Source organism: Mesorhizobium sp. M1D.F.Ca.ET.231.01.1.1 (genome assembly GCF_003999155.2).
Classification (GTDB): Bacteria; Pseudomonadota; Alphaproteobacteria; order Rhizobiales; family Rhizobiaceae; genus Mesorhizobium.
The window spans coordinates 1-16,817 of sequence record NZ_RZOZ02000008.1 but is presented as its reverse complement, the minus strand read 5'-3'; the positions used below and the strand labels follow the sequence as shown (position 1 = coordinate 16,817).

Below are 16,817 nucleotides of genomic sequence, written 5' to 3'. Positions count from 1 at the left end.
TGGTTGCGACCTGTCCCGTCTGCCGCCCGAAAAGGCCAGTCAGCATATTGTCGCGCGGTCCTGTTCGCAAATTGGAGGGATCTGGGGAAGGACCGGATTCCGCTTTTCGAGTCAGCGGCTTGGCGTTCCGCGATCGAACTCGTGGCTGTGGACGAAACCGCTCTGGAAAAATTGATCCCCGGTTTTGTCCCCAGCGCCGCGATAGAGCCGACAGCGGGGCGAATTGTGGACAACCCGTCATCTGATACAGTCGCCCCGAACGGCCGGACTTCTCCGTCCAGCCTTGTCCACAATTGCCCACAGCCAGGACCCATCCCCTGTGAACAAACCCCAGAGCTTCTTCCATCTGCATCTGATTTCCGACGCCACCGGCGAGACGTTGCTGGCGGCGGGCCGCGCGGCGTCCGCCCAATACAAGGATGCGCGCGCCATCGAGCACATCTATCCGCTGATCCGCACCGAAAAACAGGTCGCCAAGGTGTTCGAGGATATCGAGGAGGAGCCGGGCATCATTCTCTACACGGTGGTCGACCAGAAGCTGGCGCGCTCGATCGACGAGCGCTGCGCCGCCATGGGCCTGCCTTGCGTTTCGGTGCTGGAGCCGGTGCTTGCCGTCTTCCAGTCCTATCTCGGCACGCCGGCCGGCCGCCGCGTCGGCGCCCAGCACGTGCTCGACGCCGAATATTTCCGCCGCATCGACGCGCTGAATTTCACCATGGAGCATGACGACGGCCAGCTGCCGGCCAACATGGACGATGCCGATATCGTGCTCATCGGCATCTCGCGCACCTCGAAGACGCCGACCAGCATCTATCTCGCCAACCGCGGCATCAAGACCGCCAACATCCCGATCGTGCTCGGCGTGCCGCTGCCGGAAAGCCTGATCGCCGCCAAGACGCCGCTGATCGTCGGCCTGGTCGCCACGGCCGAGCGCATCTCGCACGTCAGGCAAAACCGCATCCTCGGCAACACCAGCGCCTATGTGCCGACCGATTACATCGACCGCGCCGCGATCAACGAGGAGCTCGCCTATGCGCGCCAGCTCTGCACCAGACATGGCTGGCCGATGATCGACGTCAGCCGGCGCTCGATCGAGGAAACGGCGGCGGCGATCGTTGCCCTGCGCGGCAAGAACAGATAACCCATTGCCCCGGTAAACCGGGACGCGATGGGCGCGAAAAAACCATGGCCGAGAAAATCATCCTCGCTTCGGGCAGCCCGTTCCGCAAGGCGATGCTCATCAATGCCGGGCTCGACATCGAGGCGGTCCCGGCCGATGTCGACGAGCGCGCGCTCGAGGCGCCGCTGAAAGACAGCGGCGTGTCTCCCGAAGACGTCGCTTCGATCCTCGCCGAAGCCAAGGCGACCGAAGTCAGCGAACGCCGGCCGGGCGCCCTGGTGCTCGGCTGCGACCAGACGCTGTCACTGGGCGACGAGATATTCCACAAGCCGGCCGACATGGAAGGCGCCCGCCGCCATCTCCTGGCATTGTCGGGCAAGACCCATCAGCTGAACAGCGCCGCGGTGCTCTGTCGCGACGGCGAGGTGCTGTGGCGCCATGTCGGCGTCGCCAGCCTTACCATGCGCAAGCTCGATCCCGCCTTCGTCGGCCGGCACCTGGCTCGGGTCGGCGCCAAGGCGCTGGGAAGCGTCGGCGCCTATCAGATTGAGGGCGAGGGCATCCAGCTCTTCGAGAAGATCGAGGGCGACTATTTCACCATCGTCGGCCTGCCGCTGCTGGCCCTGCTGAAGGAGCTTCGCGCGCTGGGGGCGATCGATGGCTGAGAAAAAGGCCTTCGTCACCGGCCACCCCATCGCGCATTCGCGCTCGCCGAAGATCCATGGCCACTGGCTGGCGAAATACGGCATCGACGGCAGCTACGAAGCGATCGACGTCAGGCCGCAGGATTTCGCCGCCTTCCTGACATCGCTTGGCGACAACGGCTTTCGCGGCGGCAACGTCACCATTCCGCACAAGGAAGCCGCTTTCGCCGCAGTGGCCCGCCGCGACCATGCGGCCGATGAGATCGGCGCCGTCAACACGCTGTGGCTCGAGGACGGTGTTCTCTGGGGCGGCAATACCGACGGCTACGGCTTCGCCGCCAACCTCGACGACCATGCGCCGGATTGGGCGGAAAACGGCCCGGCGGTGGTGCTGGGAGCGGGCGGCGCTTCCCGCGCCGTCATCCATGCGCTGAAGGAGCGCGGCATCAAGGACATCCGCATCGTCAACCGCACGCTCGCGAGAGCCCAGGAACTCGGCCGCCACTTTGGCGCCGGCGTCTCGGCGCACGGCGCCGCCGCGATCGGCGAGCTGCTTGCCGACGCCGGCCTGCTCATCAACACAACGGCGCTCGGGATGCATGGCAACGACAGCCTCGCCGCCGATCCGGCGGGCCTGCCCGGCCATGCCATCGTCACCGATATCGTCTATGTGCCGCTGGAAACGCCGCTGCTCGCGGCCGCCAGGACGCGTGGCCTGAAGACGGTCGACGGGCTGGGCATGCTGCTGCACCAGGCGGTGCCCGGCTTCGAGCGCTGGTTCGGCAGCCGGCCGGAGGTGACGCCGGAATTGCGGCGCATGATCGTCGCCGACATCGAAGCGCATTGAGATGACTGGCAGGGACATGATCGTGCTCGGCCTCACCGGATCGATCGGCATGGGCAAGTCGACGACCGCAAAGATGTTCACCGACGCCGGCGTGCCGGTGCATGATTCCGACGAGACAGTGCATCGCCTCTATGCCGGCAAGGCGGCGCCTCTGGTCGAGGCGGCCTTTCCCGGCACCACGAAAGCCGGCGTGGTCGATCGCGCCAGGCTGGCCGAGAAAGTGCTGGGCGATCCCGCCGCGCTGAAGACGCTGGAGGCGATCATCCATCCGCTGGTGCGCGCCGACGCCGATGCGTTTCTCGGCCTCCACCGTGCCGCCGGCGCGCCGATCGTCGTGCTCGATATCCCGCTGCTGTTCGAGACCGGCGGCCGCGGGCGCGTCGACAAGGTCGTGGTGGTCACCGCGCCGGCGGAGGTCCAACGCGCCCGTGTGCTGGAGCGGCCGGGCATGAGCGAAGAAAAATTCGCCGCGATCCTGGCCAAGCAGGTGCCGGACGCCGAGAAGCGCCGCCAGGCCGATTTCATCGTCGACACCGGCCAGGGCTTCGATGCCGCGCGTGCGGCGGTCAAGGCGATCATCGCCGAACTCTCGGGGGAAAAGTCCGGCAAGGCCCAATCCTGAAGGCAGGCCGTCAGCAGTCCCCATTGCCATTTTGTTCTGGTGTATGATTCTGCTCGCTTTGGAGCGAACTGATTCGAATGCGTGAGATCATCTTCGATACGGAAACCACCGGCCTCGATTTGCGCGACGACCGCATCATCGAGCTCGGCGGCGTCGAGCTGGTCAACCGCTTCCCGACCGGCCGCACCTTCCACAGATTCATCAATCCGCAAGGCCGGGCGATTCACGCCGAGGCGCAGGCCGTGCACGGCATCAGCGCCGCCGACCTGGCCGGCAAGCCGACCTTCGCCGAAGTCGTCGAGGAGTGGCTGGCCTTCACCGACGGCGCCAAGCTGATCGCCCACAATGCCACTTTCGATATCGGCTTCCTCAACCTCGAATTCAGCCGGCTCGACCATCCGGCCATCGATCCCGGCCGCATCGTCGACACGCTGGCGCTGGCGCGCCGCAAGCATCCGATGGGGCCGAATTCGCTGGACGCGCTCTGCCGGCGCTATGGCATCGACAACACCCGCCGCACCAAGCACGGCGCGCTGCTCGACTCCGAATTGCTGGCCGAGGTCTATATCGAGCTCATCGGCGGCAAGCAGGCGGCGCTGGTGCTCGAGAGCGTGGCCGTGCAGATGAATGGCAACGGCGAGGTGGCCGACATCGACATTTCGATCGGCGCAAGGCCGATCGCCCTGCCGCCGCGCCTCACCGAGGCGGATCGGGCGGCGCATGCCGGCCTGGTCGGCACGCTCGGCGAAAAGGCGCTGTGGCTGAAGGTGGCGGCGGCGGGTTGAGCGGGCGCTTCAACGTCGGAGATTAGCCGAATCGCCCATCCCTTCGTCATACTCGGGCTTGACCCGAGTATCGATGCCGTGACCCTCGCCGTAGAGTGCAACGGTGCAGAATTCTGTAAGCGCAGCAATGCCTTAGCATAACGGCATGGATCCTAGGGTCTGCGCGCGTCGCTTCGCTCTTGCTCCGCCCTAGGATGACGATGGAAAGGACGGCCTCGCCAATCTCCAACATTTAACAAAAAAGCCCGGCGCGCGGCCGGGCCTCTGATAGGAGTGCGGCAGGCTCGCCTCAGCTCACCTGGACCTTGGCCGCCGCCTGGTCCTCGGCGATGCGCTGCTGGAACATCTGCGCGAAATCGATCGGGTCGAGCATCAGCGGCGGGAAGCCGCCATTGCGGGTCGCGTCGGCGATGATCTGGCGGGCGAACGGGAAGAGCAGCCGCGGGCATTCGATGAACAGGATCGGCAGCATGTGCTCCTGCGGGAAGCCGCTGATGGCGAAGACGCCGCCATAGACCAATTCGACGTTGAACAGCACTTCCTGGTCGAAGGAAGCCTTGGCGTTCAAGGTCAGGTTGACGTCGAACTGCTTGTCCGAAAGCGGATTGGCGTTGACGTTGACGTTGATGGCGATGCCCGGAGCCTTGTCGCGGCCGCGCAGCGAGTTCGGCGCGCCGGGGCTTTCGAAGGACAGGTCCTTCACATATTGGGCGAGCACGTTCAGCGAGGGCTGTGCCTGGTTGCCGTTGCCGTTGGCGGCGCCCGCCGCGGCATCATCATTGCTGGCCATGAGCCTTAGTCCTTTTGCCTGGGCAGCATTGCTGACCGGATTGAAATCGGGGGTTCGCTACCATGCTCGGCAGGACAAGACAAGTTTTGCGGCCCGCCGCCCAGGAAGGGGCAGCGACCCGGGCGACGCCAGCTTCTGACGGCCTCGTCAAATGACCGCCATCGCGTCGACCTCGATGAGGTAGCCTGGGGACATTATCGCGACCCCGACGATCACATTCGCCGGTTTGTGATCTCCAAACAGCGAAATCTGGGCTTCTTCGAGGATCGGAAGGTGGTCATCGCGCTTATAGTCGACAATGTAGATCGTGATCTTGCAAACCTGCCCGGGCCGTGCGCCTGCCGCGCTGAGCGCCCGGCCGAGATTGCCGAATGCCAGGCGCGCCTGCGCGGCAAAATCACCATGCCCGACGAGCTTGCCGTCTATGCCTTCTGGCTGCTGGCCCGAGACGAACACCAGCCTGGATCCCGTCGCGACGACAACCTGCGTGTACATCTCCGGAACCGGCAGATCCTGTGGGTTGATGAGCTCGAGCGACACTGAAACCTCCTGCTTCGGTCGATTGAAATCGATATTGGCGATCATCGCGTCGCTGGCACGGGACGATGGCAAGACGGGCCGCGCCGATGCGCAAACGCTCAAAGGAGCCGCAATCACCCGTGAAACGGGACTAGTCGTCCTTGAGCCGTCGCCAGGGCGAATTGTGGTCCGGCCCGCGCTTGAAATCGTCCTCGCGCGAATAGTCGCTGTCGTCGAGATCGATGACCTTGTCGCGGCGGGCGCGAAAGCCGCTGCTGAGGCTCGTCGCCAGCACGATCCGGTTCTTGAGCAGGCGCCAGGCGAGATCGCGCACCGGCGGCAGGAGGAGCAGGATGGCGGCAATGTCGGTGATGAAGCCTGGAATGATGAGCAGGATCGCCGCCAGCACGATCATCGCGCCATGCGCGAGCTGGCGGCTGGGATCGCGCCCGGCATCCATTTCCGTCCGCACCCGTGCCATCACCCCGAAACCCTGATGCCGAAGCAGCAGGCTGCCGGCAATGGTGGACAGGAGAACCAGCCCGACCGTCGCCAAGGCGCCCACCTCGCGGCCGACGATGACGAAGCCGGCGATCTCCAGCAGCGGCAGCAGGAGCAGGAACAGCGGGAAGAGTGAAAGTCGCAAGTCTCGACCGATCGCTTTCTTCTTTTGGAGGCCACGCGGGCAATCGCCGCTGGCACTGGGGTCTTTAGATAGGTATGGCTGGCTTTGATTTGAATGATTGCGCCCGCCGTTCTATATGCTTTGGGTAATGAACGCTATGCGACCGCCGCCATCCTAGGGGCTCTGGTGGTCCGGCCAGGACAGGGATCGAATTGGCGGAAGATATGGGTTTCTTCGACTTCGGTACGATTTTCTTCTTGATTGCGGCGGTTGTGATCTTCTTCCAGCTGCGCAACGTGCTGGGACGTCGCACCGGAAACGAACGCCCGCCCTTCGATCCCTATTCGGCAAGCCGCACGCGCGAGCAGGACGCGGCGCAGAAGTCCGAGAATGTGGTGTCGCTGCCGCGCAAGCGCATGCCGGGCGAAACGGCGGCCGAAACCTATGCCGCCATCGACGCCTTCGCCAAGCCCGAGACCGACCTCAACAAGGGTCTGCGCGCGATCAAGGACAACGACCCGTCCTTCGACCCAAAAACCTTCATCGACGGCGCCAAGATGGCCTACGAGATGATCGTCATGGCCTTTGCCGACGGCGACCGCAAGACGCTGAAGAACCTGTTGTCGCGTGAGGTCTACGACAGCTTCGCCGCCGCGATCGGCGAGCGCGAGGCGAAAGCGGAAAAGATTCAGTCTTCCTTCGTCGGCATCGACAAGGTCGACGTCGTCGCCGCCGAGATGAAGGGCACCGAGGCGCATATCACGCTACGCATCGTCAGCGAGCTGATCTCGGCGACCCGGGACAAGGTCGGCGCCGTCATCGACGGCGATCCCGAGAAGGTTGCCGAGGTCAAGGACGTCTGGACTTTCTTCCGCGATACCCGCTCGCGGGATCCGAACTGGAAGCTGGTCGCAACGGAAGAAGAAGACTGAGATAAAGCGGCGGGGCCAGTCGTGCCGCTCTCTCCTACATTCAACGGAAAATCCTTCACCGACCTGCCCGGCTGGGGCGAGGACGACCACCTCGACGCTTTCGCCGCGTTCAAACGCTGCGCTCTCTACGTGCCGACCAAGCCTTATCGCACCGGTTCGCTCGGCGTCGCGTTCGACGCTTTCGCCGCGGCCTATGCCGAGGCGCGCAGCGTTTCGCCGGCGAATCGGTCCGAGGCGCGGTCCTTCTTCGAGCGCCATTTCGTTCCCGCTTCGGTGGCGGCGGAGAACGGCGGCGCCGGGCTCGTCACCGGCTTCTACGAGCCGGAGGTCGAGGCTTCGCCGGCCGGGACGGCGCGGTTCACCGTGCCGTTGCTTTCTCGCCCCGCCGACCTGATCGACATCGACGATAAGAGCCGCCCTGCCGGCATGGACCCCTATCTCGCCTTCGCGCGCGACACGGCGGCAGGCCCCGTCGAATATTTCGACCGCGGCGAGATCGAGCGCGGCGCGCTCGCCGGCCGGAACCTCGAGATCGCCTGGCTGGCCGACAAGGTCGACGCATTCTTCATCCATGTGCAGGGCGCGGCGCGGCTGAGGATGACCGACGGCAGGCTCTGCCGCGTCACCTATGCCGCGAAATCCGGCCAGCGCTTCACCGGCCCGGGCAGGATCTTGAGCGAGCTCGGCGAAATCCCGCTGAAAAAGGTGACGATGCAGTCGATCCGCGCCTGGTTCAAGGCGCATCCCGACCGCGTCGACGAGATTCTCTGGCAGAACCGATCCTTTATCTTCTTCCGCGAGGCGCCGGTCGACGATCCGGCGCTCGGTCCGATCGCCGCCGCCAAGGTACCGCTGACGCCCGGCCGCTCCGTCGCCGTCGACCGGCTGCTGCACACATTCGGCACGCCTTTCTACATCGACGCGCCGACGCTCACCGCTTTTGATGGAAATCCGTTTCGGCGGCTGATGATCGCGCAGGACACCGGCTCGGCCATCACCGGTCCGGCTCGCGGCGACCTCTTCGCCGGCTCCGGCGACGCCGCCGGCGAGATCGCCGGTGTGGTGCGCAACGCCGCCGATTTCTACGCGCTTGTCCCGCGCGGGCTGGTCGAGAGGAGGGGCGCGTGACCCGCCGCGACGACACGCTCAGCGAGGACGACCGCATCCTCTGGAACTTGGTGGCGAAGACGACGCGGCCGCTGAAAGGCAAGGCCGCGGTCGAGATTCCCGAAATTATCGAGCCGAAGCCGGCACCTATGCCCGCGCCGGTCAACGGTGTTGCGGCCACAGCCGCGAAGCCGAAGCCGCACCATGTCTCGCATGCGCTCGACGACCAGACGCACGAGAAGCTGAAAAAAGGCCGGCTGCCGATCGAGGGCCGCGTCGACCTGCATGGCATGACGCAGGACGAGGCCTATTCGCTGCTGCTAACCTTCCTGCATCGCGCGCATGCCGGCGGCATCCGCTATGTGCTGGTCATCACCGGCAAGGGCTCATCCTCCGGCGGCGACGGGATCCTGCGGCGCTCGGTGCCGCACTGGCTGTCGACGCCGGCTTTCCGACACCTGGTCTCCAGCCACGACCATGCCGCCCGCAACCATGGCGGTTCGGGCGCTCTCTATGTCCGGCTGAGGCGGACCCGCGCATGAGGATGCGGTCATGACCCCGTTCGGCGAAAGGCTGCGCGCGCTGCGCGCCGAGCGCGGCGTCAGCCAGAAGGCGATGGCCGAGGCCATCGGCGTCAGCGCCGCCTATCTGTCGGCGCTCGAGCACGGCCGGCGCGGCACCCCGACCTGGACGTTGATCCAGAAGATCATCGGCTATTTCAACATCATCTGGGACGACGCCGAGGACCTCGCCCGCCTCGCCGAAACCTCGCATCCGAGGGTCAGGATCGACACGTCGGGCCTGTCGCCCGCCGCGACCGAGCTGGCGAACCTGCTGGCCGAGAGCATCGAGAAGCTGGACGAGGCGGAGCTGCGGAAGATCACTGCATCGGTCCGGGCCGCGTTGAGGCGATAGTCGGCGCGTTGCTCATGACAACGTTCGCGGTTTTGGATTAGCGGCGAAGCCCTTCTAGGGTCTACGCTGCGTCGCTGCGCTCCTTGCTTCGCCCTAGAATGACGAAACTGAGGTTGGCGCCGCCAGCTCTGCCTACTGCACCGAGCCGACCAGCACCTGCTGGCCGTCGCGGATCGAGACCCAGCGGCCGGTGTTGTCGATCGCCTGCCGCTTCAGATAGCGATAGCCGGTCTCGTCCCAGGCTTTGACCTTGTCGGTCAGATTGTCGAGGACGTAGTCGCCCCGGTCGGTGCGCACCGTCAGCACCGAATGGCCTTCGCCGTCGGGCTTGCGCACGACGGTGATCAACAGATCGGCGAGCGACACGCCCATGCGGTAGAGCTGGCGCCGCTTCTCCAGCACATAGTCCTCGCAGTCGCCAAAGCCGTTGTCCGGATAGGTCCAGACCTCGTCCTTGCCGTAATTGTCGAGATCGCTCAGCGGCTTGACGGCGGCGTTGACCCTGGCGGTGACATTGGTCAGCCTGCGCCAGAGCCCGTCGGTCAGCTTGGCCGGCGCGAGATTGGCCGGGCGGATGTTGCATTCGCTCGGATGCGCCTTGCAGAAATCATAGTGTCCGATCGGCTGCGAGGTCAGGCCGCCGGTGGTCATGGCGCCCGCCGCCCATGCCGGCACCGCCCAATGGGCCGAGATCGCCAGCCCTGCGACTGCACACAAACGCAGCATCCGCGCCATCGGTGAGGAAGTCATTGTCCCCCGGTCCGCCCTGTTCTTTTATTAACGAAACGTTAAAGGCGATTTACAGTCCGTGTCAATTAGAGACAACGGCTAGTTTGACGGCATGGTTACCCGCGCGGTCCCGACAGCGGCACTTTGGCAACAGCGGCGTCGGCGAATGCCGGAAGCCGCCTGCCGCCGCGCCGCGCTAAATATTTGGTTCTACTAAAATTTCCGGACAAAAAGCGCCAAGCATTCCGGCGCCGGCCCGGGTCGGGCGCGCCACTCGCTCAGCTCTTGGCGGAACGGACCAGCCTCGGCTTCGCGGCCACGCGGGTCTGGCGGCCATAGCTGGTGATGAAGTCGACGATGCGCGGCACGATCTCGGAGCGGAATCGCGAGCCGTTGAAGACGCCGTAATGGCCGACGGCCGGCTGCATGTAGTGGGCTTGCCGGTCGGACGGGATGTTCACGCAAAGGTCGTGCGCGGCCTGGGTCTGGCCGAGGCCGGAAATGTCGTCGGTCTCGCCCTCGACGGTGAACAGGGCGACGTTGCGGATCGCCTTGGGATCGACGGTCTCGCCGCGATGCGTCATCTCGCCTTTCGGCAAGGCATGGCGCACAAACACTGTGTCGACCGTCTGCAGATAGAATTCCGCCGTCAGGTCCATCACCGCCAGATATTCGTCATAGAAGTCGCGGTGCTTCTCGGCGTTGTCGCCATCGTTTTTCACAAGGTGCATGAAGAAGTCCTTGTGGGCGATGATGTGGCGGTCGAGGTTCATGCTCATGAAACCCGAAAGCTGCAGGAAGCCGGGATAGACCTCGCGGCCGAAGCCCGGCACCGGCCAGGGCGCCTGCATGATGACGTTGTCGCGGAACCAGTCGATGCCCTTTTCCTCGGCCAGCAGGTTGACCGCGGTCGGGTTGCGGCGGGTGTCGATCGGGCCGCCCATCAGCGTCATGGTCGACGGCACGAAGGGATCGCCGCGCTTTTCCATCAGCGCCACCGCCGCCAGCACCGGCACCGACGGCTGGCAGACCCCCATCACATGGGTATCGGGACCCAGCGCATGGAACATCTCGATGACGTAGTCGATATAGTTGTCGAGATCGAAGCTGCCCTGCGACAGCGGCACCACGCGGGCATCGACCCAGTCGGTGATGTGCACGTCGGCGTGGGGAAGCATGGCCTCGACCGTGCCGCGCAGCAGCGTCGCGTAGTGGCCGGACATCGGCGCCACGATCAGCAGCTTCGGATCGGCCTTGCGGCCGGCCGGCAGCGAGCGCTCGAAGCGGACGAGGTTGCAGAACGGCTTCGACCAGACAGTTTTTTCCGTCACGTCGACGGTCTTCCAGTCGACCACTGTCTGGGTCAGGCCGAATTGCGGCTTGCCGTAGCGGCGCGTCGTGCGCTCGAAGAGCTCCGCGGTCGCCGCCACCGAGCGGCCGAGCGGCGTGTGCGAGATCGGATTGAGCGGGTTGGAGTAGAAAAGCCGCACCGCATCGGCATAGAGGCGGGCGGGCTGCAGCGCCGCATGGTTCAATTCGTAGAGCTGGTAGAACATCGGGAACCCCGCTGCTGCCTGGCGACCAAAGGGCCGACGAGCAGCGCCGAGCCTTGAATGTCTCGCAGCGAGGTTAACAAGATATTGTTGCGATGCAATACGTCACGTCGCGTGATCAATGCTTCTTTCGTCCAAAGCGTTGGAAATCCGCCTCGAACGGCCGAGCCGGCTCAATGTGCGTTGCCGAACTGTGTCGGAAATATGTCCGGCCCCTCTTGCCGGACATGTCGGACATATCAGACGCGCGCCATGCACACGGCTGTGTGGCCCGAGCCGATGAAGCCGAGCTGGGTGGCGGCGCCGCGGGAGAGGTCGAGCACACGGCCTCGGACGAAAGGTCCGCGATCGTTGATGCGCACGACGACGCTGCGGCCGTTGTTCTTGTTGGTGACCCTGAGCTTGGTGCCGAACGGCAACGAGCGGTGCGCGGCGGTCAGCGCGGCGGGGTTCATGCGCTCGCCGGAAGCGGTTCTGGAATGCAGCGCGTACCAGGAGGCGCGGCCGCATTGCGCGGCAGCGGAGGAGGCGGTCGAGGCGCCAGCCATCAGGCCAGCCGCGACCGTTACCGCGACAAGCGCGGTGCGGTTGGTTTTCTTCATCTTTTAGGGGTGGGCTCCGTTGATAGACAACCCGCCGTATGTGTCGATTGAGGCGGGAAATGCGGCGACCGTCTGGCGGTTCCATGGCAAATGCACACGTTTGGAGTCGCCGCGAAACAGTTTGTCATGACATTTCCGGTGTGCCCGGGCGTATTCTTTGTGAAGACCGCGCCGGTTTGCAGGAAGTCCTGAATAGGATCGGCCGTCAGTCAGCAAGTAGAAGAGGGAGCGATAGCTTCGCTTCCTTGCGTTCCTTTATTGCGCATGCATTCGGGTGGAGGATCGACTTTCCGGGGGGATCTCGCTGATGCGACTGATCAGGAATTTGCTGGCGCTGCTCGTGCTGGCGATCGGCGTGCTGTGGTCGCTGCAGGGCCTTGGGCTGGTCCACGGCAGCTTCATGACCGGCCAGCGGCAATGGCTCTATATCGGCCTCGTCACCGTGCTGGTCGGCCTGCTCGGCCTCAGATGGGCGAACCGCTCGCGCCTCTGAGCGGACAGCGCCCACCTTCTCCCACAAAGGGAGAAGGAGGGTGCCGCCCTGGCAGCCTTCACGCGGCTTTCGCCGCCGGCTTGGCCGTCTTGACGTGGGTCACGCTGCGGCGTCCGTCGACGCTGACCGGCACGTCACCATCGACGGTGGCGCGGCGCACGATCCGCTGCTGGTCGCCATAGTCGTTCACCGCATAGTGCTGCGTGGCCCGATTGTCCCAGATCGCGACGTCGCCGGCATGCCAGCGCCACCGCACCGTGTTCTCCGGCGTGGTCACATAGCTCTGGAACAGCTCGTAGAGTTTTGCCGAGTCGTTCTTCGACAGGCCGACGAAGCGCTGGACGAAATTGCCCAAAAGCAGCGACCGCTCGCCGGTTTCCGGATGCACGCGCACCACGGGGTGCTCGGTTTCGTAGACCGTCGAGGTGAAGACCTCATCGAAATGCTTCCTTTCCTCGGCGGTGGCGCGCGGCCGCACGGCGGCATAGTCGTAGGCATTGCTGTGGATGGCCCAGAGATTGTCCGCCAAGAGCTTCAGCGGCGCCGGCAGGCTTTCATATGCGGCATGCGTGTTGGACCAGATGGTATCGCCGCCGGCCGCGGGGATGACGACGCCGCGAAGGACGGAGAATTTCGGATAGGCATCCACGAAGGTCACGTCCGTGTGCCATTGGTCGGCGCGGCCTCCGCCGCGGCTCGAATCCAGGTTGAGGATCGAGGCCGTGCCCGCCACCGGACCCTGCGTGGGATGCGGCACGAGATCGCCCAGGCGCCGCGCGAACAGTTCATGCTCGGAATCGTCGAGATGGTCCTGGCCGCGGAAGAAGACGACCTTGTACCGCAATAGAAGCTGGTTGATCGCCGCGATAGCGGCATCGGACAGGCTTCCGCCAAGGCGGATGCCCCTGATTTCCGCTCCCACACGGGCGGTCAGCGGAATGACATCGGCTGGCGGAATGATCTGGTCGACGGCGGCTAGGTTGCTCATGGGCATCTCCTCGTTTGCTGATTAGGGAAAGGACCGGTCTATTGGGGGCTGATCACTGCGACCAGTACTGCCAGGCCCAATAGAAACTCTCGTCGCGCGGCGGCAGGCGGTCACGCTCGGCGTCCGGCCCCACCGGTGCCGGCGCTTTCGGGTCGCCTTGCGACTGCTCGGTCTCAGGCGTTTCTCTCTCTTTCGACCTGGCAAGCAGCCAGTTGCCGACCTCAGCGAAAAGCACGGCGGCGGAATGCGTCATCGTCATTCTCCCTGTTTCGCTCAATCTTTGTTCCGCTCAATCCTTGCCCGCCCAGGGAACCAGCGCCCGCTCGACCCGGCGGATGACGAATTCCAGCGCGAAGGCGATGGTCGCGATCACCAGGATGCCCATCACCACGACGTCGGTGACCAGGAACTGCGCCGCCGACTGGATCATGAAGCCGAGCCCGCGCGTCGCCGCCACCAGTTCGGCCGCGACCAGCGTCGACCAGCCGGCGCCGAGCGCTATGCGCAGGCCGGTGAGGATCGAGGGCAAGGCGCTGGGCAAAATGACGTGGCGCACGACCTGCCTGCGCGTCGCACCCAGCGAACGCGCCGCGTCGATGCGCTCGCGCGAGACGCCGCGCACGCCGGCGGCGGTCGACAGCGCCACCGGCGCCAGCATGGCAATGGCGATCACCAGGATCTTCGACGGCTCGCCGATGCCGAACCAGATGACGATCAGCGGCAAATATGCGAGCGGCGGGATCGGCCTCAGGAATTCGAGCAGCGGATCGAATACGCCACGCCCGATCCGGCTGATGCCGATGGCGAGCCCCACGGGAACGCCGACGACGATAGCCACGATCAGCGCGGCGAACACCCGCCAGAGGCTGGCGGTGACGTGCTGCAGCAACGTCGCATCGACGAACCCGTCGCGGGCGACCACGACGAACTTCGCCCAGACGGCGGCGGGCGAGGGCAGGAAGACCGGTGACACCAGCTGCAGCCGGGCCGACACCGTCCATGCCGCCAACAGCGCTAGAATGGTGAGGGCGCTAATCAGGCGGGCCAAAACGCCCGCCCGCTTGCGACGCGGCCGCGACCACGGCACCGACAGACCGTCATTCTCACCGACCTTTGCTCCGGCCCGCACCGTGTAGCTGCCGATGCTCATGCCGCTTCTCCCTGGAAGATCACATCCGTCAGCTCCGCGCGGGCCGCGGCAAAGGCCGGATCGGCCTTGATCGCGCGGATCGGCTCGCCCGCGGCATAGCGCCGGCCGAAATGGGTCTCGAAACTGCGCACCACATGGCCGGGCCCCGGCGCCAGCACGACGATGCGCGTGGCGAGCACCAGCGCTTCCTCGATGCCATGCGTCACCATCAGCACGCCGACCCGGGCAGCCGCCCACAGATCGAGCAGCGTCGTCTGCATGCGCTCGCGGGTCAGCGCATCGAGCGCGCCGAGCGGCTCGTCGAGCAGAAGGAAGTCCGGCTCGGCGGCCAAGGCGCGCGCTAGGCCGACGCGTTGCCGCATGCCGCCGGAAAGCTCCCAGATGCGCTTGTCGCCGGCGCCGTTGAGCTTGACCAGCGACAGCAATTCGTCGGCGCGCCGCGCCCGCTTGTCCGCAGGCACGCCCCGCAGCCGGAGCGCGAAGGCGACGTTCTCGCGCGCGGTCAGCCACGGAAACAGCGCATCGTTCTGGAAGACGACGGCGCGGTCCGGTCCGCGCGCGGTGATGACTTGGCCGGCGATCGTGGCCCGGCCGCGCGCCGGCTCGACCAGCCCGGCGGCGACGTTGAGCAGCGAGGTCTTGCCGCAGCCCGAGCGGCCGACCAGCACGACGAAGTCGCCCTTGCCGATGTCGAGCGAGACGCGCTCGACCGCTGGTTCCGGCTGGCCGTCATAGTGGACGCTGACCTTGTCGAGGGCGAGATGCGGCATCGGGATCCAGGCCTCCGTCAAACGAGGGGGCCCGCCCCGTGGCCGCTCATCGTAAGCGGTCCCGGGGCAGGCAAGCGCAAGGCCAGGGAAGAGGGGCCGCGCTTGTTGAGCAATTCCAGGAAAGGCGGTCTTCCTTCCGGAATTGCCGGGAGAAACGCTCAGTTCGAGGCGAGCGCCTCGCTGGCATATTTGGTCGTCACGTATTTCGAGTAGTCGGGCAGCACGGCGTCGATCTTGCCCTGCTCCTTGAGGAAGGCGGACGTCGCCGCGATCGCCTTGACCGTAGCGCCGCCGAGGAACTTGTCCGAGGCCTGCTCGTCGAGCGTCGGGAAGACATAGCCCTTGAGCAGTTCCGGCACCTCTTCCAGCTTGGCGCCGGTGAGCTTGGCGATCTTGCCGGCTTCCGGCGAGGATACCGACCAGGCCTCGGGCTTGGCCAGGAATTTGGCATAGGCGTCGCCGGTCACCTTGACGAAGTCGCGCACCGCTTCCGGGTGCTTGTCGGCGAAGTCGGTGCGCACGATCCAGGCGTCGAAGGTCGGCGCGCCCCAGGCCGCCACCTGCGCGGAATCAAGCACCACCTTGCCTGACGTCTTCACCTGGCCGAGCGCCGGATCCCAGACATAGGCCGCGTCGATGTCGCCGCGCGCGAAGGCAGCGGCGATTTCCGGCGGCCTGAGGTTGAGGATCTCGACCGACTTCGGATCGACGCTCTCATGCTTCAGCGCCGCAAGCAGGCTGTAATGCGTGGTCGACACGAAAGGCACGGCCACCTTCTTGCCGGCAAGGTCGGCGACCTTCTCGATGCCGGCGCCGTTGCGCGCGACCAGCGCCTCCGACGGGCCGATCAGCCCGACGACGAAAATGGTCTGGATCGGCAGCTCGCGGCTGGCGGCCGCGGCCAGCGGGCTCGAGCCGACATAGCCGATATCGACCGATCCGGACGCGACCGCCGCGATGACATCGGCGCCGGAATCGAATTTGCGCCAGTCGATCGCCGCCTTGGTCGCTTTCTCGTAGACGCCGTCGGCCTGCGGCACTTTCGAAGGCTCGACCACAGTCTGGTAGCCGATGGTGATCTTGAGATCCTCCGCCGCGGCCGGGCCGAGATAGGCAACGCCCGCGAGCGCGGCGGACGACAGAAGCAGAATGCGTCGTGAAATGGTTGACATGAAAGGCTCCCTAATCCTGACAAAACCGGATTGCCTTTCTATCGTCGGTTAATTCCATCGGGTTTGTAGAGTTAAATCCTTCCAAGGAACGGGGCTTTGTTGGAAAAGTGTCGCCAGGTCCCGGCGGCGGAAGCGCAAAAGGACGGTCGCGGCACGGGATGGTGGGGTGGGGCGCGAACCGCGCCTTCGTCATCCTAGGGCGAAGCGAAGCGGAGACCCCAGGATTCCATGCCGTTACATCCATGACAGGTGCTACGATGCAGAACGGAGACCCGTGGCTACAGGGGGTCGTTTTGCACCGCGACGGCATTCTAGGTGTTTGATCCTGGCATTTGATGGTGCATTGTTTTCCCAAGAATGGAAGGATGCACTATGGGCCAGGTTCTTCACGGCAGCGCCACAACGACAGAGGCGATCCGTCGAACAATACAGAATAGTCAAGAGAGCCTGAGAA

The 16,817-nt window shown here is 65.1% G+C and carries 21 protein-coding genes; 10 read left to right on the top strand and 11 right to left on the bottom strand.

The genetic code is table 11. The annotated features are described in order from the left end of the window. Positions 1–319 precede the first annotated feature (319 nt). From EN874_RS20725 to dnaQ, 5 genes are all read left to right on the top strand, one after another. Complete coding sequence (locus EN874_RS20725) at positions 320–1,141, top strand: pyruvate, water dikinase regulatory protein (RefSeq protein WP_127427036.1); 822 nt, start codon at positions 320–322, stop codon at positions 1,139–1,141. Between the two features lie 44 nt (positions 1,142–1,185). Then, positions 1,186–1,785 carry a Maf-like protein gene (locus EN874_RS20720; protein ID WP_127427035.1) on the top strand — a complete coding sequence of 200 codons (600 nt, stop codon included), beginning with the start codon at positions 1,186–1,188 and terminating at the stop codon, positions 1,783–1,785. Next, positions 1,778–2,611 (top strand): shikimate dehydrogenase, encoded by an 834-nt coding sequence (locus tag EN874_RS20715; RefSeq protein WP_127427034.1) that lies wholly within the window; start codon positions 1,778–1,780, stop codon positions 2,609–2,611. Before EN874_RS20720 ends, EN874_RS20715 begins: the two co-directional genes overlap by 8 nt. 16 nt (positions 2,612–2,627) lie before the next feature. Then, on the top strand, positions 2,628–3,233 hold the full coding sequence (gene coaE / locus EN874_RS20710; RefSeq protein ID WP_127427271.1) for a dephospho-CoA kinase: 606 nt from the start codon (positions 2,628–2,630) through the stop codon (positions 3,231–3,233). A 77-nt stretch (positions 3,234–3,310) separates the two neighbouring features. Continuing rightward, positions 3,311–4,018 (top strand): DNA polymerase III subunit epsilon, encoded by a 708-nt coding sequence (gene dnaQ / locus EN874_RS20705; protein ID WP_127427033.1) that lies wholly within the window; start codon positions 3,311–3,313, stop codon positions 4,016–4,018. Between the two features lie 289 nt (positions 4,019–4,307). Here dnaQ and secB read toward each other — a convergent pair whose 3' ends face one another. From secB to EN874_RS20690, 3 genes are all read right to left on the bottom strand, one after another. Further along, positions 4,308–4,808, bottom strand: a complete 501-nt coding sequence (secB, locus tag EN874_RS20700; RefSeq protein ID WP_126086743.1) for a protein-export chaperone SecB — start codon at positions 4,806–4,808, stop codon at positions 4,308–4,310. A gap of 147 nt (positions 4,809–4,955) precedes the next feature. Then, positions 4,956–5,393 carry a RidA family protein gene (locus EN874_RS20695; protein ID WP_245513620.1) on the bottom strand — a complete coding sequence of 146 codons (438 nt, stop codon included), beginning with the start codon at positions 5,391–5,393 and terminating at the stop codon, positions 4,956–4,958. An 85-nt stretch (positions 5,394–5,478) separates the two neighbouring features. After that, on the bottom strand, positions 5,479–5,973 hold the full coding sequence (locus EN874_RS20690) for an FxsA family protein (protein WP_127427032.1): 495 nt from the start codon (positions 5,971–5,973) through the stop codon (positions 5,479–5,481). Positions 5,974–6,176: 203 nt separating this feature from the next. Between EN874_RS20690 and EN874_RS20685 the strand changes: the two genes are divergently transcribed. The 4 genes from EN874_RS20685 to EN874_RS20670 are packed head-to-tail and all read left to right on the top strand — an operon-like array spanning position 6,177 to position 8,906. Beyond that, positions 6,177–6,884 carry a Tim44/TimA family putative adaptor protein gene (locus tag EN874_RS20685; RefSeq protein WP_127427031.1) on the top strand — a complete coding sequence of 236 codons (708 nt, stop codon included), beginning with the start codon at positions 6,177–6,179 and terminating at the stop codon, positions 6,882–6,884. Positions 6,885–6,905: 21 nt separating this feature from the next. Continuing rightward, positions 6,906–8,012 (top strand): murein transglycosylase A, encoded by a 1,107-nt coding sequence (locus EN874_RS20680; RefSeq protein WP_127427030.1) that lies wholly within the window; start codon positions 6,906–6,908, stop codon positions 8,010–8,012. After that, positions 8,009–8,533 carry a Smr/MutS family protein gene (locus EN874_RS20675; RefSeq protein ID WP_127427029.1) on the top strand — a complete coding sequence of 175 codons (525 nt, stop codon included), beginning with the start codon at positions 8,009–8,011 and terminating at the stop codon, positions 8,531–8,533. Before EN874_RS20680 ends, EN874_RS20675 begins: the two co-directional genes overlap by 4 nt. A gap of 10 nt (positions 8,534–8,543) precedes the next feature. Beyond that, positions 8,544–8,906, top strand: coding sequence for a helix-turn-helix transcriptional regulator (locus EN874_RS20670; protein ID WP_127427028.1), 363 nt, complete (start codon positions 8,544–8,546; stop codon positions 8,904–8,906). Positions 8,907–9,038: 132 nt separating this feature from the next. Here the strand turns inward: EN874_RS20670 and EN874_RS20665 are convergent, their stop codons facing one another. The 3 genes from EN874_RS20665 to EN874_RS20655 form a co-directional block, all read right to left on the bottom strand. Beyond that, entirely contained in the window at positions 9,039–9,656 is a 618-nt protein-coding gene (locus EN874_RS20665) for a transglutaminase-like cysteine peptidase (RefSeq protein ID WP_127427027.1), read from the bottom strand. Positions 9,657–9,913: 257 nt separating this feature from the next. Then, positions 9,914–11,191, bottom strand: a complete 1,278-nt coding sequence (locus tag EN874_RS20660; protein ID WP_127427026.1) for a polyhydroxyalkanoate depolymerase — start codon at positions 11,189–11,191, stop codon at positions 9,914–9,916. Positions 11,192–11,427: 236 nt separating this feature from the next. Next, a complete protein-coding gene (locus tag EN874_RS20655) occupies positions 11,428–11,790 on the bottom strand; it encodes a septal ring lytic transglycosylase RlpA family protein (RefSeq protein WP_126086735.1) in 363 nt (120 codons plus the stop codon). A 307-nt stretch (positions 11,791–12,097) separates the two neighbouring features. On the opposite strand from EN874_RS20655, the gene EN874_RS20650 reads away from it, so the two are divergent. Further along, complete coding sequence (locus tag EN874_RS20650; RefSeq protein WP_126086734.1) at positions 12,098–12,283, top strand: hypothetical protein; 186 nt, start codon at positions 12,098–12,100, stop codon at positions 12,281–12,283. 58 nt (positions 12,284–12,341) lie between these two features. On the opposite strand, the gene EN874_RS20645 is transcribed toward EN874_RS20650, so the two are convergent. The 5 genes from EN874_RS20645 to tauA all read right to left on the bottom strand — a co-directional run bounded on the left by EN874_RS20645 (position 12,342) and on the right by tauA (position 16,363). Beyond that, on the bottom strand, positions 12,342–13,271 hold the full coding sequence (locus EN874_RS20645; RefSeq protein WP_127427025.1) for a TauD/TfdA family dioxygenase: 930 nt from the start codon (positions 13,269–13,271) through the stop codon (positions 12,342–12,344). A gap of 52 nt (positions 13,272–13,323) precedes the next feature. Beyond that, positions 13,324–13,524, bottom strand: a complete 201-nt coding sequence (locus tag EN874_RS20640; protein WP_127427024.1) for a hypothetical protein — start codon at positions 13,522–13,524, stop codon at positions 13,324–13,326. A 36-nt stretch (positions 13,525–13,560) separates the two neighbouring features. Then, complete coding sequence (locus tag EN874_RS20635; RefSeq protein WP_127427023.1) at positions 13,561–14,421, bottom strand: ABC transporter permease subunit; 861 nt, start codon at positions 14,419–14,421, stop codon at positions 13,561–13,563. Beyond that, the gene (locus EN874_RS20630; RefSeq protein WP_127427022.1) at positions 14,418–15,191 is read right to left on the bottom strand and encodes a taurine ABC transporter ATP-binding protein; all 774 of its coding nucleotides are present in this window, start codon (positions 15,189–15,191) and stop codon (positions 14,418–14,420) included. The genes EN874_RS20635 and EN874_RS20630 overlap by 4 nt, the downstream gene beginning before the upstream one ends. Before the next feature lie 158 nt (positions 15,192–15,349). After that, positions 15,350–16,363 (bottom strand): taurine ABC transporter substrate-binding protein, encoded by a 1,014-nt coding sequence (tauA, locus tag EN874_RS20625; RefSeq protein WP_127427021.1) that lies wholly within the window; start codon positions 16,361–16,363, stop codon positions 15,350–15,352. Positions 16,364–16,817: the final 454 nt, after the last annotated feature.